Annotated in this window: 22 protein-coding genes; all 22 read left to right on the forward strand. The window is 66.9% G+C overall.

Annotation, left to right across the window (positions count from 1 at the left end; all coding sequences use genetic code 11):
- Positions 1-339: 339 nt before the first annotated feature.
- Positions 340-705 carry an NADH-quinone oxidoreductase subunit A gene (locus tag ACFOES_RS03860; protein WP_377831858.1) on the forward strand — a complete coding sequence of 122 codons (366 nt, stop codon included), beginning with the start codon at positions 340-342 and terminating at the stop codon, positions 703-705.
- Entirely contained in the window at positions 696-1,229 is a 534-nt protein-coding gene (locus tag ACFOES_RS03865) for a NuoB/complex I 20 kDa subunit family protein (protein WP_377831859.1), read from the forward strand. Before ACFOES_RS03860 ends, ACFOES_RS03865 begins: the two co-directional genes overlap by 10 nt.
- Positions 1,230-1,244: 15 nt before the next feature.
- Positions 1,245-1,853 carry an NADH-quinone oxidoreductase subunit C gene (locus tag ACFOES_RS03870; RefSeq protein WP_377831860.1) on the forward strand — a complete coding sequence of 203 codons (609 nt, stop codon included), beginning with the start codon at positions 1,245-1,247 and terminating at the stop codon, positions 1,851-1,853.
- A complete protein-coding gene (locus tag ACFOES_RS03875; protein WP_377832999.1) occupies positions 1,853-3,067 on the forward strand; it encodes an NADH-quinone oxidoreductase subunit D in 1,215 nt (404 codons plus the stop codon). Before ACFOES_RS03870 ends, ACFOES_RS03875 begins: the two co-directional genes overlap by 1 nt.
- Positions 3,064-3,336 (forward strand): hypothetical protein, encoded by a 273-nt coding sequence (locus tag ACFOES_RS03880; RefSeq protein ID WP_377831861.1) that lies wholly within the window; start codon positions 3,064-3,066, stop codon positions 3,334-3,336. The genes ACFOES_RS03875 and ACFOES_RS03880 overlap by 4 nt, the downstream gene beginning before the upstream one ends.
- Positions 3,333-3,707 (forward strand): hypothetical protein, encoded by a 375-nt coding sequence (locus tag ACFOES_RS03885; protein ID WP_377831862.1) that lies wholly within the window; start codon positions 3,333-3,335, stop codon positions 3,705-3,707. The genes ACFOES_RS03880 and ACFOES_RS03885 overlap by 4 nt, the downstream gene beginning before the upstream one ends.
- Positions 3,707-4,810, forward strand: a complete 1,104-nt coding sequence (nuoE, locus tag ACFOES_RS03890; protein ID WP_377831863.1) for an NADH-quinone oxidoreductase subunit NuoE — start codon at positions 3,707-3,709, stop codon at positions 4,808-4,810. The genes ACFOES_RS03885 and nuoE overlap by 1 nt, the downstream gene beginning before the upstream one ends.
- A 13-nt stretch (positions 4,811-4,823) precedes the next feature.
- Complete coding sequence (locus ACFOES_RS03895) at positions 4,824-5,045, forward strand: DUF5337 family protein (protein WP_377831864.1); 222 nt, start codon at positions 4,824-4,826, stop codon at positions 5,043-5,045.
- A gap of 16 nt (positions 5,046-5,061) precedes the next feature.
- Positions 5,062-6,357 (forward strand): NADH-quinone oxidoreductase subunit NuoF, encoded by a 1,296-nt coding sequence (gene nuoF / locus ACFOES_RS03900; RefSeq protein ID WP_377831865.1) that lies wholly within the window; start codon positions 5,062-5,064, stop codon positions 6,355-6,357.
- 267 nt (positions 6,358-6,624) lie between these two features.
- Entirely contained in the window at positions 6,625-8,637 is a 2,013-nt protein-coding gene (gene nuoG, locus ACFOES_RS03905; RefSeq protein ID WP_377831866.1) for an NADH-quinone oxidoreductase subunit NuoG, read from the forward strand.
- Between the two features lie 53 nt (positions 8,638-8,690).
- Positions 8,691-9,044 carry a hypothetical protein gene (locus ACFOES_RS03910; protein WP_377833000.1) on the forward strand — a complete coding sequence of 118 codons (354 nt, stop codon included), beginning with the start codon at positions 8,691-8,693 and terminating at the stop codon, positions 9,042-9,044.
- Between the two features lie 27 nt (positions 9,045-9,071).
- Positions 9,072-10,109 carry an NADH-quinone oxidoreductase subunit NuoH gene (gene nuoH / locus ACFOES_RS03915; protein WP_377831867.1) on the forward strand — a complete coding sequence of 346 codons (1,038 nt, stop codon included), beginning with the start codon at positions 9,072-9,074 and terminating at the stop codon, positions 10,107-10,109.
- A 1-nt stretch (position 10,110) separates the two neighbouring features.
- On the forward strand, positions 10,111-10,602 hold the full coding sequence (nuoI, locus tag ACFOES_RS03920) for an NADH-quinone oxidoreductase subunit NuoI (RefSeq protein WP_377831868.1): 492 nt from the start codon (positions 10,111-10,113) through the stop codon (positions 10,600-10,602).
- The gene (locus ACFOES_RS03925; protein WP_377831869.1) at positions 10,599-11,009 is read left to right on the forward strand and encodes a carboxymuconolactone decarboxylase family protein; all 411 of its coding nucleotides are present in this window, start codon (positions 10,599-10,601) and stop codon (positions 11,007-11,009) included. Before nuoI ends, ACFOES_RS03925 begins: the two co-directional genes overlap by 4 nt.
- Positions 11,006-11,620, forward strand: a complete 615-nt coding sequence (locus ACFOES_RS03930) for an NADH-quinone oxidoreductase subunit J (RefSeq protein WP_377831870.1) — start codon at positions 11,006-11,008, stop codon at positions 11,618-11,620. Before ACFOES_RS03925 ends, ACFOES_RS03930 begins: the two co-directional genes overlap by 4 nt.
- Positions 11,621-11,711: 91 nt before the next feature.
- Entirely contained in the window at positions 11,712-12,017 is a 306-nt protein-coding gene (gene nuoK, locus ACFOES_RS03935; protein ID WP_377831871.1) for an NADH-quinone oxidoreductase subunit NuoK, read from the forward strand.
- Between the two features lie 6 nt (positions 12,018-12,023).
- A complete protein-coding gene (nuoL, locus tag ACFOES_RS03940) occupies positions 12,024-14,141 on the forward strand; it encodes an NADH-quinone oxidoreductase subunit L (RefSeq protein ID WP_377831872.1) in 2,118 nt (705 codons plus the stop codon).
- Positions 14,141-15,691, forward strand: coding sequence for an NADH-quinone oxidoreductase subunit M (locus tag ACFOES_RS03945; RefSeq protein ID WP_377831873.1), 1,551 nt, complete (start codon positions 14,141-14,143; stop codon positions 15,689-15,691). Before nuoL ends, ACFOES_RS03945 begins: the two co-directional genes overlap by 1 nt.
- A gap of 11 nt (positions 15,692-15,702) precedes the next feature.
- Positions 15,703-17,145 carry an NADH-quinone oxidoreductase subunit NuoN gene (gene nuoN / locus ACFOES_RS03950; protein ID WP_377831874.1) on the forward strand — a complete coding sequence of 481 codons (1,443 nt, stop codon included), beginning with the start codon at positions 15,703-15,705 and terminating at the stop codon, positions 17,143-17,145.
- Positions 17,135-17,893 carry a biotin--[acetyl-CoA-carboxylase] ligase gene (locus tag ACFOES_RS03955; protein ID WP_377831875.1) on the forward strand — a complete coding sequence of 253 codons (759 nt, stop codon included), beginning with the start codon at positions 17,135-17,137 and terminating at the stop codon, positions 17,891-17,893. Before nuoN ends, ACFOES_RS03955 begins: the two co-directional genes overlap by 11 nt.
- A 13-nt stretch (positions 17,894-17,906) precedes the next feature.
- Positions 17,907-18,686, forward strand: coding sequence for a type III pantothenate kinase (locus tag ACFOES_RS03960; protein ID WP_377831876.1), 780 nt, complete (start codon positions 17,907-17,909; stop codon positions 18,684-18,686).
- A complete protein-coding gene (locus ACFOES_RS03965; RefSeq protein ID WP_377831877.1) occupies positions 18,683-20,356 on the forward strand; it encodes a ribonuclease J in 1,674 nt (557 codons plus the stop codon). Before ACFOES_RS03960 ends, ACFOES_RS03965 begins: the two co-directional genes overlap by 4 nt.
- Positions 20,357-20,533: the final 177 nt, after the last annotated feature.

Here is a 20,533-nt window from a genome sequence, read left to right on the forward strand (position 1 = left end):
GCCGCCGCCCGGCATTTCCGCACCCGCATCCTGCCGGAGCGGGCAGTAGCCGTTCGGCCCGGCGAACCCGTCGGCCCGGCGCCAATGAGTCGCTTCCGGCCGCGAAACCCGTCCGATCCGCCTCCGCAGTGAGTCGTCGCGACAAAGCCGCACTGCGGCAATTGGGGCCGATTCCTTTGAACACAATAGTATACAAAGGATGCAAAGGCCTTGTTTCACGAGGGGCTTTCCGGGCCAGCTTCGGTTGACCACGCCGGGGTGGAAGAGTAAACGGGGCGGGCCAACGCGACGGTGCGGGTCCGGTCCCGTGAGCCGCCCGCCAACCCGAAGGAGCCGCCAGTGGACGATCTGCTGAGACAATACCTTCCCATCCTTATTTTCCTTGCTATGGCGGTCGGGCTTGGCCTTGTGCTGATCCTCGCCGCGGTGGTCCTGGCGGTGCGCAACCCGGACCCCGAGAAGGTTTCCGCCTATGAGTGCGGCTTCAACGCCTTCGACGACGCACGGATGAAATTCGACGTGCGCTTCTACCTGGTCTCGATCCTGTTCATCATCTTCGACCTCGAGGTCGCCTTCCTGTTCCCCTGGGCGGTGGCCTTCGGCGGCCTCAGCATGGTCGCCTTCTGGGCGATGATGATCTTCCTGGCCATCCTGACCATCGGCTTCGCCTATGAATGGAAGAAAGGAGCGCTGGAATGGGAGTGAGCACCGCTGCCAACCACGCGGGCGCCGACCGCGAGGTCGCGACCGAGGCGCTGAACCGCGAGCTGCAGGACAAGGGCTTCCTGCTGACCTCGACCGAGGACATCATCAACTGGGCCCGCACCGGCTCGCTGCACTGGATGACCTTCGGCCTGGCCTGCTGCGCCGTCGAGATGATGCAGACCTCGATGCCGCGCTACGACGTCGAACGCTTCGGCACCGCGCCGCGCGCGAGCCCGCGCCAGTCCGACCTGATGATCGTCGCCGGCACCCTGACCAACAAGATGGCGCCGGCGCTGCGCAAGGTCTACGACCAGATGCCCGAGCCGCGCTACGTCATCTCGATGGGCTCCTGTGCCAATGGCGGCGGCTACTACCACTACAGCTATTCGGTGGTCCGCGGCTGCGACCGGATCGTGCCGGTCGATGTCTACGTCCCCGGCTGCCCGCCCACCGCCGAGGCGCTGCTTTACGGCATCCTGCAGCTGCAGCGCAAAATCCGCCGCACCGGCACCATCACCCGCTGAGGAGGCGCCCGCATCATGAGCGTAGCCCTGAAAGAGCTGGCCGCCCATATCGAGATGAAGCGCCCCGAGGCGGTGCTCTCGACCCAGGTGGCCTTCGGTGAGCTGACCGTCGAGGTCACCCTGGCCTCGATCCCGTCCTTCATCGAGTTCCTGCGCAGCGACAGCGCCTGCCAGTTCTCGACCCTGGTCGACGTCACCGCGGTCGACCACCCCGAGCGCCCGGCGCGCTTCGACGTCGTCTACCACTTCCTGTCGATGTACCAGAACCACCGCATCCGGGTGAAGGTCGCGGTGCGCGAGGACGAGATGGTGCCGTCGATCACCGGCGTCCATCCCTCGGCCGGCTGGTTCGAGCGCGAAGTCTTCGACATGTTCGGCATCCTGTTCTCGGGCCATCCCGACCTGCGCCGGCTGCTGACCGATTACGGTTTCCGCGGCCACCCGCTGCGCAAGGACTTCCCGACCACCGGCTATACCGAGGTCCGCTATGACGAGGCCGAGAAGCGCGTCGTCTACGAACCGGTCAGCCTGGTGCAGGAATACCGCCAGTTCGACTTCATGAGCCCGTGGGAGGGTGCCGAATACATCCTGCCGGGCGACGAGAAGGAAGGGGCCGCGAAATGATGGACGGCAAGTTCGGCGACGCCCAGACCGGCGAGCAGAAGATCCGCAACTTCAACATCAACTTCGGGCCCCAGCACCCGGCCGCCCACGGCGTGCTGCGCATGGTGCTCGAGCTCGACGGCGAGATCGTCGAGCGCGCCGACCCGCATATCGGCCTGCTGCATCGCGGCACCGAGAAGCTGATGGAAAGCCGCACCTACCTGCAGAACCTGCCCTATTTCGACCGCCTCGACTACGTCGCGCCGATGAACCAGGAACACGCCTGGTGCCTGGCGATCGAGCGGCTGACCGGGGTCGAGATCCCGCGCCGCGCCTCGCTGATCCGGGTTCTGTTCTCCGAGATCGGCCGCGTCCTCAACCACCTGCTCAACGTCACCACGCAGGCGATGGACGTCGGCGCGCTGACGCCGCCGCTGTGGGGCTTCGAGGAGCGCGAGAAGCTGATGGTGTTCTACGAGCGCGCCTGCGGGGCGCGGCTCCACGCCGCCTATTTCCGCCCCGGCGGCGTCCACCAGGACCTGCCGCCCGAGCTGCTCGACGATATCGAGGAATGGGCCCACGCCTTCCCGAAGGTGATCGACGACCTCGACGGCCTGCTGACCGAGAACCGGATCTTCAAGCAGCGCAACGCCGATATCGGCGTCGTCAGCGAAGAGGAAATCCAGCAATGGGGCTTCTCGGGCGTGATGGTGCGCGGCTCGGGCCTGGCCTGGGACCTGCGCCGCGCCCAGCCCTACGAATGCTACGACGAGTTCGAGTTCCAGATCCCCGTCGGCAAGAACGGCGACTGCTACGACCGCTACCTGTGCCGGATGGAGGAGATGCGCCAGTCGACCAGCATCATCCTGCAGGCGATCGAGAAGCTGCGGGCGCCGGAAGGCAAGGGCGACGTGCTCGCCCGCGGCAAGCTGACGCCGCCGAAGCGTGGGGACATGAAGACCTCGATGGAGGCCCTCATCCACCACTTCAAGCTCTATACCGAGGGCTTCCACGTCCCCGAGGGCGAAGTCTATGCCGCCATCGAGGCGCCCAAGGGCGAGTTCGGCGTCTATCTCAAGGCCGACGGCAGCAACAAGCCGTACCGCGCCAAGATCCGCGCCCCGGGCTACCTGCACCTGCAGGCGATGGACCATGTCGCCAAGGGCCACCTGCTGGCCGACGTCGCCGCCATCATCGGCACCATGGATATCGTGTTCGGAGAGGTCGACCGGTGATCCGCTGCGCCGCCCTTGTCCTGATGCTCACCGCGGGCACGGCCGTCGCCGAAGGCGGGCCGACGCCGGCGCAGGTGAAGGCGTTGGCCGATGCCATCGCCTCCGCCGGCTGCGTGGTGAACGAGGACAACCAGGCGCAGGTGCTGAAGGCCGCCGGCATGACCGAGGATCAGGGCGCGGCGGTGATCGACCGGCTCGCCTGGGAGGGCCGGATCAAGCCGGTCGGGGTCAAGCAGCTCAGGCTGGTCGGCGGGGAGGTGTGCAAATGAGCGTGCTGACCGTTGCCACCACCGCCGGCGCCGTCGGCGGCGTGCTGGTCACCGGCACGCTGGCCGGGCTGTTCCTGCGCGACCCGCAGCGCGGGCTGGAGCTGACCACCCACCGGGCCGAGAAACTGCCCGAGGTGATGACCGACCGCTACATCGCCTTCACCGTGCTGGCGGTGCTGGCACTGATCTACCAGGATCTCAAGGTGATCACGGCGCTCTATGCCGTCTTCGCCTATGTGGCCTTCCATGACGCGGTGATCTACGCCCGCGCCGGCCACCCCATGTTCAAACACCTGATCGCGGGCATCGCGGCGGCAGTGGTCGCCGTCATCGCCCTTGCCGCGATCGTCCAGACCGGAGCCGCCGCCTGATGCTACGCCGCCTGCATAGTGAACAGCCCGAGAGCTTCGCCTTCACCCCGGCCAACCAGGCCTGGGCCGAGGCGCAGATGACCAAGTATCCGGAGGGCCGGCAGGCCAGCGCGATCATCCCGCTGCTGTGGCGCGCGCAGGAGCAGGAAGGCTGGCTGTCGAAGCCGGCGATCGAATATGTCGCCGACATGCTGGGCATGCCCTATATCCGGGCCCTGGAAGTCGCCACCTTCTACTTCATGTTCCAGCTGCAACCCGTTGGTTCCGTTGCGCATATCCAGGTCTGCGGCACCACGTCCTGCATGATCTGCGGCGCCGAGGACCTGATCGGCGTCTGCAAGGAGAAGATCGCGCCGAACCCGCATCAGCTGTCGGAAGACGGCAAGTTCAGCTGGGAAGAGGTCGAATGCCTGGGCGCCTGCGCCAACGCGCCGATGGCCCAGATCGGCAAGGACTACTACGAGGACCTGACCGCCGAGCGGCTGGGTGAGATCATCGACGAGCTTGCCGCCGGCAAGGTGCCGACCCCGGGGCCGCAGAACGGCCGCTATGCCTCGGAACCGCTGGCCGGGCTGACCGCGCTGAAGGAATTCGAGAGCGGCCGGACCCAGTTCAACGCCTCGGTCGAGGCGGCGACGCGGATCGGCGACACGGTCAAGCGGATCGACGGCACCGAGGTGCCGCTGGTGACGCCGTGGCTGGGCAAGGGCGCCAAGACCGCCGCCAAGACCGCCGCCAAGCCGGCGGCCGAAAAGGCGGCCCCGAAAGCCGCGCCCAGGGCCGAGGCCAAGCCGGCGGACGCCGCGGCCGAGACCGCGACCAAGCCGGCGCTGCTGAGCGCGGCGCGCGAGGGCGGGCCGGACGACCTGAAGCGGATCAAGGGCGTCGGCCCCAAGCTCGAGGCGCTGCTGCACGAGATGGGCATCTTCCATTTCGACCAGATCGCGGCCTGGACCGAGGCCGAGGTCGCCTGGGCCGACGAGAACCTCGTCGGCTTCAAGGGACGGGTATCGCGCGACGACTGGGTCGCGCAGGCGAAACTCCTTGCGGCGGGTGGCGAGACCGAGTTCTCCAAGCGCGTCGACAAGGGCGATGTGTATTGAGGCCTGACGGGGGATGAAACCGGAGACCGACCCACAGGAAAAGGCCATGGCCGCGCAGGCGCGGCTGGCGGCGATCGTGATCGCCGTCACCATGGTGCTCTGGGTCGGGTTGAGCTGGATCGGCGGCAAGCTGGGCTGGGACCCGCGCTACGCCTTCCTGTTCGACTTCGCCGCGCTGGCGGCGTTCTTCTGGGCCCTGGTGGTGGTCTGGCGGGTCTGGCGCAAGCGCCAGTGAAACAAGGGATGGACGGATGCTGAAGGATCAGGATCGGATCTTCACGAACCTCTACGGGATGCATGACCGCACCCTTGCGGGGGCGAAGAAGCGCGGCCATTGGGACGGCACGGCGGGCATCATCGCCCGCGGCCGTGACAAGATCGTCGAGGAGATGAAGGCCAGCGGCCTGCGCGGCCGCGGCGGCGCCGGCTTCCCGACCGGTCTGAAATGGTCCTTCATGCCGAAGGAGAGCGACGGCCGGCCTTCCTATCTGGTGGTCAATGCCGACGAATCCGAGCCCGGCACCTGCAAGGACCGCGAGATCATGCGCCACGATCCGCATACGCTGATCGAGGGCTGCCTGATCGCCTCCTTCGCCATGGGCGCCCACACCGCCTATATCTACCTGCGCGGCGAATATATCCGCGAGCGCGAGGCGCTGCAGGCGGCGATCGACGAATGCTACGACGCCGGGTTGCTGGGCAAGAACGCCGCCGGCTCGGGCTGGGATTTCGATCTCTACCTGCATCACGGCGCCGGCGCCTATATCTGCGGCGAGGAGACCGCGCTGCTCGAAAGCCTCGAGGGCAAGAAGGGCATGCCGCGGATGAAGCCGCCGTTCCCGGCCGGCGCGGGCCTCTACGGCTGCCCGACCACGGTGAACAACGTCGAGAGCATCGCCGTCGTCCCGACCATCCTGCGCCGCGGCGCCGAGTGGTTCGCGGGCTTCGGCCGGCCGAACAATGCCGGCACCAAGATCTTCGCCGTCTCGGGCCACGTCAACAATCCCTGTGTCGTCGAGGACGCGATGTCGATCTCGTTCGAGGAACTGATCGACAAGCATTGCGGCGGCATCCGCGGCGGCTGGGGCAACCTCAAGGCGGTGATCCCGGGCGGCTCGTCCGTGCCCTGCGTGCGCGGCGAGAAGATGAAGGACGCGGTGATGGACTTCGACGCCCTGCGCGAGGTCGGCTCGTCGCTCGGCACCGCCGCGGTGATCGTCATGGACAACTCGACCGACATCATCAAGGCGATCTGGCGGCTGTCCAAGTTCTATAAGCACGAGAGCTGCGGCCAGTGCACCCCGTGCCGCGAGGGCACCGGCTGGATGATGCGGGTGATGGACCGGCTGGTGCGCGGCGAGGCCGAGATCGAAGAGATCGACATGCTGTTCGACGTCACCAAGCAGGTCGAGGGCCACACCATCTGCGCCCTCGGCGACGCGGCGGCCTGGCCGATCCAGGGCCTGATCCGGAACTTCCGGGACGAAATCGAAGACCGCATCAAGGCTCAGAAGACGGGCCGGATCAGCGCGGTGGCGGCGGAATGATGGGTGGACGAGAAATGTCCATACTGCGGCGGCCGAGAGCCGAACAGGAGCCCGGAACCCGGGGAAGAGTTGCGATGCGGCCACTGCGGCGAACCGATGGACGGGGAGGATACGAAAACCGTGTCCTTTCGCGTGTGGACCATCTTGGGGGCGATCGTGCTGTTCGCGGTGCTGCTCTCGATTCCGTTCGTTGCGGATCGGATGGGGCTGTAGTGACCGGAATGAAATCAATCGGCCACATGAACGCGGTGGCGGCGGAGTAAGATCATGAGCGACCTGAAGAAAATCGTCATCGACGGCCAGGAACTCGAGGTCGACGGCGCGATGACCATCATCCAGGCGGCCGAGCAGGCGGGGATCGAGATCCCGCGCTTCTGCTACCACGAGCGGCTGTCCATCGCCGGCAACTGCCGGATGTGCCTGGTCGAGGTCGTCGGCGGTCCGCCCAAGCCCGCTGCCTCCTGCGCGATGCAGGTGCGCGACCTGCGGCCGGGCAAGAACGGCGAGCCGCCGGTGGTCAAGACCAACAGCCCGATGGTCAAGAAGGCCCGCGAGGGGGTGATGGAGTTCCTGCTCATCAACCATCCGCTCGACTGCCCGATCTGCGACCAGGGCGGCGAATGCGACCTGCAGGACCAGGCGATGGCCTATGGTGTCGACTTCAGTCGCTACCGCGAGCCGAAGCGGGCGACCGAGGATCTCGATCTCGGCCCGCTGGTGGCGACGACGATGACGCGCTGCATCTCCTGCACCCGCTGCGTCCGCTTCACCACCGAGGTCGCCGGCATCACCCAGATGGGCCAGACCGGCCGCGGCGAGGATGCCGAGATCACCAGCTACCTGAACCAGACGCTGGACAGCAACCTGCAGGGCAACATCATCGACCTCTGCCCGGTCGGCGCGCTGACCTCGAAGCCCTACGCCTTCACCGCCCGTCCCTGGGAGCTGCGCAAGACCGAGACCGTGGACGTGATGGACGCGCTCGGCTCGAACATCCGGGTCGACACCAAGGGCCGCGAGGTGATGCGGGTGCTGCCGCGCAACCATGACGGCGTCAACGAGGAGTGGATCAGCGACAAGACCCGCTTCATCTGGGACGGGCTGCGCCGCCAGCGCCTCGACACGCCCTACATCCGCGAGAACGGCAAGCTGCGCAAGGCGAGCTGGCCCGAGGCGTTGTCCGCTGCCGCCAAGGCGCTGAAGGGCAGCAAGGTTGCCGGCCTGGTCGGCGATCTGGCCCCGACCGAGGCCGCCTTCGCGCTCAAGCAGCTGGTCGAGGGGCTGGGCGGCAACGTCGAATGCCGCACCGACGGCGCGCGGCTGCCGGCGGGCAACCGCTCGGCCTATGTCGGCACGGCGGCGATCGAGGATATCGACGCGGCCCGGGCGATCTGGATCGTCGGCTCGAACCCGCGCGACGAGGCGCCGGTGCTGAACGCCCGCATCCGCAAGGCCTGGGCCAACGGCGCCGATGTCAGCCTGATCGGCGAGGCGGTCGACCTGACCTACGATTACAGCCATCTCGGCACCGACCGGGCGGCGCTGGTGAAAGCCGCCGCCGAGGCCGGCAAGCTGGACGTGCCGGGCGTGGTCATCGTCGGGCAGGGCGCCCTGAACGAGGCCGACGGCGAGGCGGTCCTGGCCCAGGCGATGAAACTGGCCGAGGCCACCGGCGCCGGGCTGCTGGTGCTGCACACCGCGGCGAGCCGGGTCGGCGCGATGGATGTCGGTGCCGTCACCGAGGGCGGCATGGCCGCCGCCATCGACGGGGCCGAGGTGATCTTCAATCTTGGCGCCGACGAGGTCGACATCGCCGCCGGACCGGTCGTGATCTACCAGGGCAGCCACGGCGACCGCGGCGCCCACCGCGCCGACATCATCCTGCCGGCCGCCGCCTATCCCGAGGAGAACGGCCTCTTCGTCAATACCGAGGGCCGGCCGCAGCTGGCCTTCCGCGCCGGCTTCCCGCCGGGCGAGGCGAAGGAGAACTGGGCGATCCTGCGGGCGCTGTCGGCCGAGCTCGGCGCGACCCAGCCCTGGGACAGCCTGGCCGAGCTGCGCCGCGAGATGGTCGCCGCGCATCCGCTGCTGTCCGGCATCGACGAGGTGGCGCAGAACGACTGGCAGCCGCTGGAGCTGCGCGAACCGGCCAAGGCCGACTTCCGCAACGCGGTGGGGGATTTCTACCTCACCAACCCGATCGCCCGCGCCTCGGCCCTGATGGCCGAGCTGTCGCGGCTGGCAGCGGCGCGCCAGGCGCCGCAGATCGCGGCGGAGTGAGAGCGATGGCGCGCGCCCAACCCATCGCGGCCGGCCTGACCGCCCTGGCGGTCATGGGCGGCTGCGCGGGCGGCGCCGAGGTTTCGAAGGGGTCGTTCAAGCCGGATTACCTGGGCATCGACACGGTGCTTCTGGACGGCAGCCTGGTGAATATCCGCGTCGCCATGAAGGGCGCGCGCGGTGACAAGGATGTGATCGCCTATGCGCGTTGCGGGGCGGCTCAATATGCGTTGATCCGGGGCTTCGGATTTGCGCGCAACGTCCGCACGACGGTGGCGGAACGGGGTGGAATCTGGCGGGGCGATGCGGTTTACACCATCTCGCCTGCGCTGCCCAAGGGAGTCGACACGATCGACGCCGAAGTGACGGTGAGCGATTGCGGCGCCCAGGGCATACCAACAGTTTAAGGACGGGCGGTCTGAAGGTGAGGCAAGATGGCTGAATTTCTGCAAACGGGACTGGGGACGGCGCTGCTGATCGCGCTGCAGGGCCTGCTGATCATCGCTTTCGTGATGATCTCCCTGCTGTTCCTCGTCTATGGCGACCGCAAGATCTGGGCCGCGGTCCAGATGCGCCGGGGGCCGAACGTCGTCGGCGCCTTCGGGTTGCTGCAATCGGTGGCCGACGCGCTGAAATACGTGGTCAAGGAGATCGTCGTGCCGGCCGGCGCCGACAAGCCGGTGTTCTTCCTCGCCCCGATGCTCAGCTTCGTGCTGGCGATCCTCGCCTGGGCGGTGATCCCCTTCGCCGACGGCTGGGTGCTCAGCGACATCAACGTCGCCATCCTGTTCGTCTTCGCCGTCTCCTCGCTCGAGGTCTACGGCGTGATCATGGGCGGCTGGGCCTCGAACTCGAAATACCCGTTCCTCGGCTCGCTGCGCTCGGCGGCGCAGATGATCTCCTACGAGGTCTCGCTCGGCCTGATCATCATCGGCATCATCATCTCGACCGGCAGCATGAACTTCTCGGCCATCGTCGAGGCGCAGCGCGGCCATCTCGGGCTGCTGAACTGGTACTGGCTGCCGCACCTGCCGATGGTGGTGCTGTTCTTCGTCTCGGCCCTGGCCGAGACCAACCGCCCGCCCTTCGACCTGCCGGAGGCGGAATCGGAGCTGGTCGCCGGCTTCATGGTCGAATACGCCTCGACCCCCTACCTGCTGTTCATGGCCGGCGAATACATCGCCATCTTCCTGATGTGCGCGCTGATCTCGCTGCTGTTCTTCGGCGGCTGGCTGAGCCCGATCCCGGGCCTGCCCGACGGCGCGCTGTGGATGGTCGGCAAGATGGCGTTCTTCTTCTTCATGTTCGCCATGGTGAAGGCCATCGTGCCGCGCTACCGCTACGACCAGCTGATGCGGATCGGCTGGAAGGTGTTCCTGCCGCTGTCGCTGGGCTGGGTGGTGATCGTGTCGTTCCTGGCGAAATACGAAGTGCTCGGCGGCCTGTGGGCGCGCTGGACGATCGGAGGCTGAGATGGGCATCGATATCAACCGCGCCGTCAAGTATTTCTTCCTGGCGGATTTCATCAAGGGCTTCGGTCTGGGGATGCGCTACTTCTTCGCCCCCAAGGCGACGCTGAACTACCCGCACGAGAAGGGCCCGCTGTCGCCGCGTTTCCGCGGCGAGCACGCGCTGCGCCGCTATCCCAGCGGCGAGGAACGTTGCATCGCCTGCAAGCTGTGCGAGGCGATCTGCCCGGCCCAGGCGATCACCATCGACGCCGAGCCGCGCGACGACGGCAGCCGCCGGACCACGCGCTACGACATCGACATGACGAAATGCATCTATTGCGGCTTCTGCCAGGAGGCCTGCCCGGTCGATGCGATCGTCGAGGGGCCGAATTTCGAATTCTCGACCGAGACCCGGGAAGAGCTGTTCTACGACAAGCAGAAGCTGCTCGATAACGGCGAACGCTGGGAAGCCGAGATCGCCCGCAACCTGGAACTGGATGCGCCCTACCGATGAACGAGGAATTCACCAAACTGTTCCAGGCGATGGTTGAGCAGGGCCAGGAGATGGTCCGCAACTTCAACCCTGCGCTCGAGAACATGCAGGTGAAGGGGTTCGAGAACTACTTTCCGACCATGTCCAAGGACATGATGGAAATGTGGTTCGGCCGCACCTTCAACCGCGAGGGGCTGGACGCCAAGACGCGTCTGCTGGTCACGCTCGCGGCGCTGGTGGTGCTGGGATCGCAGGCCGAGCCGCAGATGCGGCTGACCATTCGCCACGCCGTCGCGGCGGGCGCGACCAAGCGGGAGATCGCGGAAGTGATCTACCAGATGAGCATGTTCGGCGGGATGCCCGCCATGACCAAGGCGCTGGAAATCGCCCAGAGCGTCTTTGACGAATCCGAGGAGGACAGCGAATGACTGTCGCGGCTTTCACCTTCTACGTTTTCGCCATCACCGCGGTGGCGTCCGGGCTGTTCGTGACGATCTCGCGCAACCCGGTCCACTCGGTGCTGTGGCTGATCCTGGCCTTCCTGTCCTCGGCCGGCCTCTTCGTGCTGCTGGGGGCCGAGTTCGTGGCGATGCTGCTGATCATCGTCTATGTCGGCGCCGTCGCGGTGCTGTTCCTCTTCGTCGTCATGATGCTCGATGTCGATTTCTCCGAGCTCAAGGCGGAGATGGCGAAATACATGCCGCTGGCGCTGCTGATCGGGGTCATCCTGCTGATGCAGTTCGGCATGCTCTACGGCAGCTGGGTCAGCGCCGACGGCGCCATGGGCTTGCGCAAGGCGGTCACGCCCGATCTGGCCCAGGTCCAGAACACCAGGGCGCTGGGGCTGCTGATCTACGACAAGTACGTCTACCTGTTCATGGCCGCGGGCCTGATCCTGCTGGTCGCGATGATCGGTGCGATCGTGCTGACCCTGCGCCACCGCACCACCGTCAAGCGCCAGAACGTGCTGCAGCAGATGTGGCGCGATCCGGCCAAGGCGATGGAACTGAAGGACGTGAAGCCGGGGCAGGGGCTGTAAGCCCCCCGCCAGGGACAAGAAATTGATGGGCTTCCGCCCGGGCGGGAGCGACAGGACGAAAGACAACGGGCAAGGGCCCGGAGGGACGCGAATGATCGGATTGACACATTACCTGGCGGTGGCGGCGGCTTTGTTCGTCATCGGCATCTTCGGCATCTTCCTCAACCGGAAGAACGTGATCGTCATCCTGATGTCGATCGAGCTGATGCTGCTGGCCGTGAACATCAACTTCATCGCCTTCTCCAGCGCCCTCGGCGACCTGGTCGGGCAGGTCTTCACCATGTTCGTCCTCACCGTCGCCGCGGCCGAGGCCGCCATCGGCCTCGCCATCCTCGTCTGCTTCTTCCGGGCGAAGGGCACCATCGACGTCGAAGACGTCAACGTCATGAAGGGGTAAGAGACCATGACAAGCATCATCCTCTTCGCCCCGCTCGTCGGTGCGATCATCGCCGGCTTCGGCTGGCGCCTGATCGGCGAGAAGGGCGCGCAGCTGGTCACCACCGGGCTGCTGTTCCTCGCCTGCCTGCTGTCCTGGATCACCTTCCTGACCTTCGACGGCCATACCCACACCGTCGAGATCCTGCGCTGGATCAACTCGGGCAGCCTCGACGCCAGCTGGGCGATCCGGCTCGACCGGCTGACGACGATCATGCTGGTCGTGGTCACCACGGTCTCGGCGCTGGTCCATCTCTACTCGTTCGGCTACATGGCCCATGACGAGAACTGGACCGAGACCGAGAACTACAAGGCGCGCTTCTTCGCCTACCTGTCCTTCTTCACCTTCGCGATGCTGTCGCTGGTGACCTCGGACAACCTGATCCAGATGTTCTTCGGCTGGGAAGGCGTCGGCGTCGCCTCCTACCTGCTGATCGGCTTCTACTACAAGAAGCCCTCGGCCAACGCCGCCGCGATCAAGGCCTTCGTCGTCAACCGGGTCGGCGATTTCGGCTTCGCGCTGGGGATCTTCGGGCTCTACTTCCTGACCGACAGCGTCAACTTCGCCGACATCTTCCCCAAGATGCCCGACCTGGCGAGCACCAACATCACCTTCCTCTGGACCCAGTGGAACGCGGCCAACCTGATCGGCGTGCTGCTGTTCATCGGCGCCAGTGGCAAGTCGGCCCAGCTGTTCCTGCACACCTGGCTGCCGGACGCGATGGAAGGCCCGACCCCGGTCTCGGCCCTGATCCACGCCGCCACCATGGTCACCGCCGGCGTCTTCCTGGTCTGCCGGATGTCGCCGCTCTACGAATACGCGCCGGCCGCGGCGACGCTGATCCTGGTGATCGGCGCCTCGACCGCCTTCTTCGCCGCCACCGTCGGCCTGGTGCAGAACGACATCAAGCGCGTCATCGCCTATTCGACCTGTTCGCAGCTGGGCTACATGTTCGCCGCCGCCGGCGCGGGCGTCTACGGCGCGGCCATGTTCCACCTGCTGACCCACGCCTTCTTCAAGGCGATGCTGTTCCTCGGCGCCGGCTCGGTCATCACCGCGATGCATCACGAGCAGGACATGCGGAGCTATGGCGGTCTGCGCAAGAAGGTGCCCTTCACCTTCTGGGCGATGATCATCGGCACCCTGGCCATCACCGGCGTCGGCATCCCGTTCTCGGGCGAGGTCTTCGGCATCCCGATCGGCTTCGCCGGCTTCGACAGCAAGGACGCGATCATCGAGGGCACCTGGGGCGCGGCCGGGGCCGGCTATGCCTTCTGGCTGCTGGTGATCGCCGCCGCCTTCACCGCCTTCTATTCCTGGCGGCTGATCTTCATGACCTTCTACGGCGAGCCCAAGGGCGACAAGCATGCGCATGACCACGCCCATGAAAGCCCGATGGTGATGCTGATCCCGCTCGGCGTGCTGGCGCTGGGGGCGACCTTCGGCGGCATGATCTGGTACAACAGCTTCTTCGGCGACCATGCCAAGATGACCAGCTTCTTCGGCTTGCCGCACCAGGTCGAGATGGCGGCCGAGGGCCATGCGGCGCCGGCCGAGGGCACGGCGACGACCGAAGGTCATGCGACCACCGAGGCGCCGGCCGAGGGCGGCCATGCCGCCGCGGCGGTGCCGGGGCAGGGGGCGATCTTCATCGCGCCGACCAACCACGTCATCGAGAAGGCGCACGAGGCGCCGACCTGGGTCAAGCTCTCGCCCTTCATCGCCATGCTGCTGGGCTTCCTGACCGCCTGGGTGATGTATATCCGCAAGCCGGAGCTGCCGGCCAAGATGGCCGAGACCAACCGGCCGCTTTACCTGTTCCTGCTCAACAAGTGGTACTTCGACGAGATCTACGATGCGGTCTTTGTCCGCCCGGCGCTGGCCCTCGGCCGGTTCCTGTGGCGGCGCGGCGACGGCAACGTGATCGACGGCACCATCAATGGCGTCGCGCTGGGGATCGTTCCGTTCTTCACCCGGCTCGCGGGGCGGCTGCAGTCCGGCTACCTGTTCCACTACGCCTTCGCCATGGTGATCGGCATCACCGCTCTCGTTACCTGGATGACGCTCACCGGAGGGGCGCACTAATGGACAACCTGCTCTCCATCATCACCTTCCTCCCGCTGGTCGCGGCGCTGGTGCTGGCCGTCTTCCTGCGTGGTGACGACGAGGCGGCGCGCCGCAACGCCAAGCTGATCGCGCTGCTGGCGACCACGGCGAGCTTTCTGGTCTCGCTGTTCCTGTGGGCGGGCTTCGATCCCGCCAACACCGGCTTCCAGTTCGTCGAGAGCCGGCCCTGGATTCTCGGCCTCAACTACAAGATGGGCGTCGACGGCATCTCGATCCTGTTCGTGCTGCTGACCACCTTCCTGATGCCGCTGACGATCCTGGCCTGCTGGAATGTCGAGCACCGGGTGAAGGAATACATGATCGCCTTCCTCGTGCTCGAGACGCTGATGCTGGGCGTGTTCTGCGCGCTCGACCTGGTGCTGTTCTACCTGTTCTTCGAGGCCGGCCTGATCCCGATGTTCCTGATCATCGGCATCTGGGGCGGGGCGAACCGGATCTACGCCTCGTTCAAGTTCTTCCTCTACACCTTCCTCGGCTCGGTGCTGATGCTGGTGGCGATGATCGCGATGTATTACGACGCCGGGACCACCGATATCCCGACGCTGCTGAACCACCAGTTCAGCGCGACGCCGATCACGCTCTTGGGCTTCCACATCGCCGGCGGGCTGCAGACCCTGCTGTGGCTGGCCTTCTTCGCCAGCTTCGCGGTCAAGATGCCGATGTGGCCGGTGCATACCTGGCTGCCCGACGCCCACGTCCAGGCGCCGACGGCCGGTTCCGTGGTGCTGGCGGCGATCCTGCTGAAAATGGGCGGCTACGGCTTCCTGCGCTTCAGCCTGCCGATGTTCCCGGTCGCCTCCGAGCAGCTCTCGACCTTCGTCTTCGTGCTCTCGGCCGTCGCCATCGTCTACACCTCGCTGGTGGCGCTGGCGCAGGAGGACATGAAGAAGCTGATCGCCTATAGCTCGATCGCCCACATGGGCTATGTCACCATGGGCATCTTCGCCGCCAACCAGCAGGGCGTCGACGGCGCCATCTTCCAGATGCTCAGCCACGGCTTCGTCTCGGGCGCGCTGTTCCTCTGCGTCGGCGTGATCTACGACCGGATGCACACCCGCGAGATCGCGGCCTATGGCGGTCTGGTCAACCGGATGCCCGCCTATGCGCTGGTCTTCATGCTGTTCACCATGGCCAACGTGGGCCTGCCGGGTACCAGCGGGTTCGTCGGCGAATTCCTGACCCTCGCCGGCATCTTCCAGGTCAACACCTGGGTCGCCGCCTTCGCCGCCACCGGCGTGATCCTGTCGGCCTCCTACGCGCTGTGGCTCTATCGCCGGGTCGTCTTCGGCCAGCTGATCAAGGAGAGCCTGAAGGGTATCACCGACATGACCACGCGCGAGAAGGCGATCTTCGCGCCGCTGGTGGCGATGACCCTGCTGCTGGGCGTCTATCCGAGCCTGGTGACCGACGCGATCGGCCCCTCGGTGCAGGCGCTGGTCTCGAACTATGACACGGCCGTCGCCCAGGCGCAGACGGCGCCGGCCGCCACGCAACTGGCGCAGAACTGAAGGACCCCGAGATGACTTCTGCCGATTTCTCCACTGTCCTGCCCGAGGTTGCGATCGCCGTCTACGCGATGGCCGCGCTTCTGTTCGGCGTCTACACCAACAAGGACCGGACGACGGGCCTGCTGGTCTGGGGCACCGCCGCGGTCTTCGCGCTGGTCGCGATCTGGATCGGGCTGGCCCCGCCCGGCACCCATACCGCCTTTGGCGGCATGTTCATCGATGACGGTTTCGCCCGTTTCTCGAAGGTGGTGATCCTGCTCTCGGCCGCCGCCGTGCTGCTGATCGGCCAGGATTACATGATCCGCCGCGGGCTGGGCCGGTTCGAATACCCGATCCTGATCTCGCTGTCGGTGGTCGGGATGATGATGATGATCTCGGCGGGCGACCTGATGGCGCTCTACATGGGGCTGGAGCTGCAATCGCTGGCGCTCTACGTCGTCGCGTCTCTGCGCCGCGACAGCGCCAAGTCGACCGAGGCGGGCCTGAAATACTTCGTCCTCGGCGCGCTGAGCTCGGGCCTGCTGCTCTACGGCGCCTCGCTGGTCTACGGCTTCGCCGGCACGACGCTGTTCTCGGGCATCATCACCACCGTGCATGGCGGCCAGATGTCGCTCGGCCTGCTGTTCGGCATGGTCTTCCTGCTCTCGGGCCTCGCCTTCAAGGTCTCGGCGGTGCCGTTCCACATGTGGACGCCCGACGTCTACGAGGGCTCGCCGACCCCGGTCACCGCCTTCTTCGCCACCGCGCCCAAGGTCGCGGCGATGGGGCTGATCGCGCGGCTGGCGCATGACGCCTTCGGCACCGCGCCGGGCGACTGGGGCCAGATCCTGGCCGCGCTCGCCGTGCTGTCGATGTTCCTCGGCGCCTTCGCCGCCATCGGCCAGCGCGACATCAAGCGGCTGATGGCCTATTCGTCGATCGCCCATATGGGCTATGCCATGATGGGCCTCGCCTCGGGCACCGCCGAGGGCGTGCAGTCGATGCTGGTCTACATGGCGATCTACGTCACCATGAACGTCGGCACCTTCGCCTTCATCCTGTCGATGGAGAAGGACGGCCGGCCGGTGACCGATATCGGCGCGCTGAACATGTATTCGAAGAAGGAGCCGCTGAAGGCGCTGGCGCTGCTGGTGCTGATGTTCAGCCTCGCCGGGGTGCCGCCGATGGTCGGCTTCTTCGCCAAGTTCTACGTGCTGAAAGCGGCCGTCGATGCCGGGCTGACCTGGCTGGCCATCGCCGGCGTGATCGCCTCGGTGATCGGTGCCTTCTACTACCTGCGCATCGTCTTCTACATGTATTTCGGCGAAGAGCGCGAAGGCCTCGACAGCGGCACCATGGGGCTGATGCCCTGGCTGGCGCTGATGGGCTCGGCCGCGGTGATGGTGCTGGGCGTCATCAACTTCTTCGGCATCGACGGGCTGGCGCAGGCCGCCGCGGCGACGCTTGTCCCGTAATCCGGACTGGCCCGAGGGCGTGGCGCGCCACGTCCTCGCCTCGGTCGACAGCACGCTGACCGAGGCCGCCCGCAGGGCCCCGCATCTCGCGGGGCCTGCATGGATTCTGGCCCATGAACAGACTGCCGCCCGCGGCCGCCGCGGCCGCGCCTGGAGCATGCCGAAGGGCAATTTCGCCGCCACCCTGGTGATGCGCCCGACCGAGCGGCCCGAGCAGGTGGCGCTGCGCAGCTTCGTCGCCGCGCTGGCGCTCGACGACGCCTTCGCCGCCGCCAGCGGCCGGCCGCAGAGCTTCGCGCTGAAATGGCCCAACGACGTGCTGCTCAACGGCGGCAAGGTCGCCGGCATCCTGCTGGAAAGCGCCGGGCAGGGCGGGGCGGTCAGCCACCTCGCCATCGGCATCGGCATCAACCTGGTCGCCGCGCCCGGCGCCGACCAGGTCGAGCCCGGGGCGCTGCGCCCGGTCAGCCTGCTGTCCGAGACCGGGGCGATGGTGACGCCGGAGGAGTTCCTCGACCTGCTCGCCCCCGCCTATGCGGCGCGCGAGGCGCAGTTCCGGACCTACGGCTTCGAGCCGATCCGCACCGCCTGGCTGGCCCGTGCCGCCCGGCTGGGCGAGCGCATCGTGGCCCGCACCACGTCGGAAAGCCACGAGGGCACGTTCGAGACGGTGGACGCCGCCGGCAACCTTGTCCTAAACACCGCCCAGGGCCGCCGGGCGATCCCGGCCGCCGAGGTCTTTTTCTGAAGGGGAGATGCCGATGCTCCTGTGCATTGACTGCGGCAATACCAACACCGTCTTCTCGGTCTGGGACGGGAGCCAGTTCCTCTGCACCCTGCGGACCTCGACCGAACACCAGCGCACCGCCGACCAGTATTACGTCTGGTATTCGACCCTGATCGCCCATCACAAGATCGACGCGATGATCACCGATGTCATCATCTCGTCGACGGTGCCGCGCGTCGTCTTCAACCTGCGCGTCTTCGCCGACCGCTATTTCAACACCCGGCCGCTGGTCGTCGGCCGGCCCGACTGCCTGCTGCCGGTGCCGCCGCGCGTCGATCAGGGCACCTCGGTCGGACCCGACCGGCTGGTCAACACCGCCGGCGCCTACGACCGCCATGGCGGCGACCTGATCGTCGTCGATTTCGGCACCGCCACCACCTTCGACGTGGTGGCCGAGGACGGCGCCTATGTCGGCGGCGTCATCGCGCCGGGCGTCAATCTCAGCCTCGAGGCGCTGCATGCCGCCGCCGCCGCGCTGCCCCATGTCGACGTCACCAAGCCGCAGGCCGTGATCGGCACCAACACCGTCGCCTGCATGCAGTCGGGCATCTTCTGGGGCTATATCGGCCTGGTGCGCGGTATCACCGACCGGATTCGGGGCGAATATGACCGGCCGATGCAGATCATCGGCACCGGGGGGCTTGCGCCTCTGTTCGCGACGGGCGATGTGCTGTTCGACACCATCGAAGACGACCTGACGATGCACGGCCTGACCGTGATCCACGCCTACAACAAGGAAAACGGCACGCTATGAGCCCCAAGAACCGCCTGATCTATCTTCCCCTCGGCGGCGCCGGCGAGATCGGGATGAACTGTTACGTCTACGGCTACGGCCCGGCCGGCAAGGAACGGCTGATCGTGGTCGATCTGGGCGTGACCTTCCCCGACATGGACACCACGCCCGGGGTCGACCTGATCATGGCCGATGTCGACTGGCTGGAGCAACGCGCCGACCGGATCGAGGCGATCTTCATCACCCATGCCCACGAGGACCATGTCGGCGCGCTCGGCCTGCTCTGGCCCAAGCTCAGGGCGCCGGTCTATTGCCGCCGCTTCACCGGCCTGCTGGCCGCGATGAAGATGGAGGAGCGCGGGCTGCCGGTCGACGACCTCCACATCGTCGACCCGCGCCCGGAGACGGTCGCGGCCGGGCCGTTCAAGGTGCAATATGTCCCCGTCGCCCACTCGATCCCGGAAAGCGCCGGGCTGCTGATCGAGACCCCGGCGGGCAAGGTGTTCCATAGCGGCGACTTCAAGCTCGACCGCGACCCGGTGGTCGGCGAGGCCTACGCGCCCGAGGTCTTCACCGCGATCGGCGACGAGGGCATCAAGGCGCTGGTCTGCGACTCCACCAACGTCTTCTCGCCCGCGCCGGGGCGCAGCGAAAGCTCTCTGCCCGAGGCGATCACCGGGCTGGTGGCGAATGCCGAGGGCATGGTGGTGGCGACCACTTTCGCCTCGAACGTCGCCCGGCTGAAGACGCTGGCCGAGGCCGGCCAGGCCGCCGGGCGCTCGGTCTGCCTGCTGGGCCGGGCGATGAACCGGATGGTCAAGGCGGCGGTCGAGTCCGGCGTGCTGAGCGACTTTCCCCCGGTGCTCACGCCGGAACAGGCGGCGGAGGTGCCGCGCGAGCATCTGATGCTGATCGTCACCGGCAGCCAGGGCGAGCGCCGGGCCGCCAGCGCCCAGCTGGCGCGCGGCAAGTATCTCGGCCTGAAGATGGCGGCGGGCGACCTGTTCCTGTTCTCCTCCAAGACCATCCCGGGCAACGAGCGCGGCGTGATCCGGATCATGAATGCCTATTCCGAGATGGGTGTCGACGTCGTCGATGACAGCGGCGGCAAGTACCACGTCTCGGGCCATGCCAACCGGCCCGATCTGGAAGAGATCCACGCCGCGCTGCGGCCCGAGATCCTGCTGCCGATGCACGGCGAGCACCGTCACCTGCGCGAGCATGCGAAGATCGGCAGCGACAAGGGCATCGCCAGCGCCGTCGTCACCAACGGCACCATGGTCGAGATCGGCGGCGAGGCGCCGAAGGTGGTCGAGCATGTCGAGGCCGGCCGCGTCTATCGCGACGGCCAGGTGCTGATCGGGGCGATGGACGGGGTGGTGCGCGACCGCATCCGCATGGCGCTGAACGGCCATGTGCTGGTGACCGTGATCGTCGACGAGGATGGCGAGCTTCTGGGCGATCCCTGGGCCGAGCTGATGGGCCTGCCCGAGACCGGCAAGTCCGGCACCGCGCTGGTCGAGGCGATGGAGGGCGAGATGGTCGAGTTCCTTGACCGCGCCGGGCCCAAGGTGATGACCGACGACGACAAGATCGACGACGCCCTGCGGCGCATCGCCCGCCAGGTGGCGATGGAGCAGATCGGCCGCAAGCCCGAGGTGACGGTGGTCGTCAGCCGGCTGTCGGAATAGGCGCACGCGGGGCGGTCGCGAACCGCCCGGCAGACGGCAAGGGGCGGGCAGCCGCCAAGGTGACCGCCTCGAGGTTTTCGCGATCTTGGGGGCGGGCCTGTGTCGCGCGGGGTCAAGCCTCTGCGCGGCTCGCGGTCCATCTGCTGCAAGACCGACGGCCTCGTCCGGCCTCGTCTC

The sequence above is a fragment of the Acidimangrovimonas pyrenivorans genome (assembly GCF_042643245.1).
In the GTDB taxonomy this organism is placed as follows: domain Bacteria; phylum Pseudomonadota; class Alphaproteobacteria; order Rhodobacterales; family Rhodobacteraceae; genus Acidimangrovimonas; species Acidimangrovimonas pyrenivorans.

Excerpts from the sequence above, each read along its gene's own strand:
- nuoE (WP_377831863.1), top strand. The coding sequence starts at position 3,707 with ATGCTACGCCGCCTGCATAGTGAACAGCCCGAGAGCTTCGCCTTCACC.
- nuoN (WP_377831874.1), top strand. The coding sequence starts at position 15,703 with ATGACTTCTGCCGATTTCTCCACTGTCCTGCCCGAGGTTGCGATCGCC.
- ACFOES_RS03910 (WP_377833000.1), top strand. The coding sequence starts at position 8,691 with ATGGGCGGCTGCGCGGGCGGCGCCGAGGTTTCGAAGGGGTCGTTCAAG.
- ACFOES_RS03960 (WP_377831876.1), top strand. The coding sequence starts at position 17,907 with ATGCTCCTGTGCATTGACTGCGGCAATACCAACACCGTCTTCTCGGTC.
- nuoG (WP_377831866.1), top strand. The coding sequence starts at position 6,625 with ATGAGCGACCTGAAGAAAATCGTCATCGACGGCCAGGAACTCGAGGTC.
- ACFOES_RS03870 (WP_377831860.1), top strand. The coding sequence starts at position 1,245 with ATGAGCGTAGCCCTGAAAGAGCTGGCCGCCCATATCGAGATGAAGCGC.
- ACFOES_RS03945 (WP_377831873.1), top strand. The coding sequence starts at position 14,141 with ATGGACAACCTGCTCTCCATCATCACCTTCCTCCCGCTGGTCGCGGCG.
- ACFOES_RS03925 (WP_377831869.1), top strand. The coding sequence starts at position 10,599 with ATGAACGAGGAATTCACCAAACTGTTCCAGGCGATGGTTGAGCAGGGC.
- ACFOES_RS03930 (WP_377831870.1), top strand. The coding sequence starts at position 11,006 with ATGACTGTCGCGGCTTTCACCTTCTACGTTTTCGCCATCACCGCGGTG.
- ACFOES_RS03865 (WP_377831859.1), top strand. The coding sequence starts at position 696 with ATGGGAGTGAGCACCGCTGCCAACCACGCGGGCGCCGACCGCGAGGTC.
- ACFOES_RS03885 (WP_377831862.1), top strand. The coding sequence starts at position 3,333 with ATGAGCGTGCTGACCGTTGCCACCACCGCCGGCGCCGTCGGCGGCGTG.
- ACFOES_RS03895 (WP_377831864.1), top strand. The coding sequence starts at position 4,824 with ATGAAACCGGAGACCGACCCACAGGAAAAGGCCATGGCCGCGCAGGCG.
- ACFOES_RS03875 (WP_377832999.1), top strand. The coding sequence starts at position 1,853 with ATGGACGGCAAGTTCGGCGACGCCCAGACCGGCGAGCAGAAGATCCGC.
- nuoK (WP_377831871.1), top strand. The coding sequence starts at position 11,712 with ATGATCGGATTGACACATTACCTGGCGGTGGCGGCGGCTTTGTTCGTC.
- nuoF (WP_377831865.1), top strand. The coding sequence starts at position 5,062 with ATGCTGAAGGATCAGGATCGGATCTTCACGAACCTCTACGGGATGCAT.
- nuoH (WP_377831867.1), top strand. The coding sequence starts at position 9,072 with ATGGCTGAATTTCTGCAAACGGGACTGGGGACGGCGCTGCTGATCGCG.
- nuoL (WP_377831872.1), top strand. The coding sequence starts at position 12,024 with ATGACAAGCATCATCCTCTTCGCCCCGCTCGTCGGTGCGATCATCGCC.
- ACFOES_RS03965 (WP_377831877.1), top strand. The coding sequence starts at position 18,683 with ATGAGCCCCAAGAACCGCCTGATCTATCTTCCCCTCGGCGGCGCCGGC.
- nuoI (WP_377831868.1), top strand. The coding sequence starts at position 10,111 with ATGGGCATCGATATCAACCGCGCCGTCAAGTATTTCTTCCTGGCGGAT.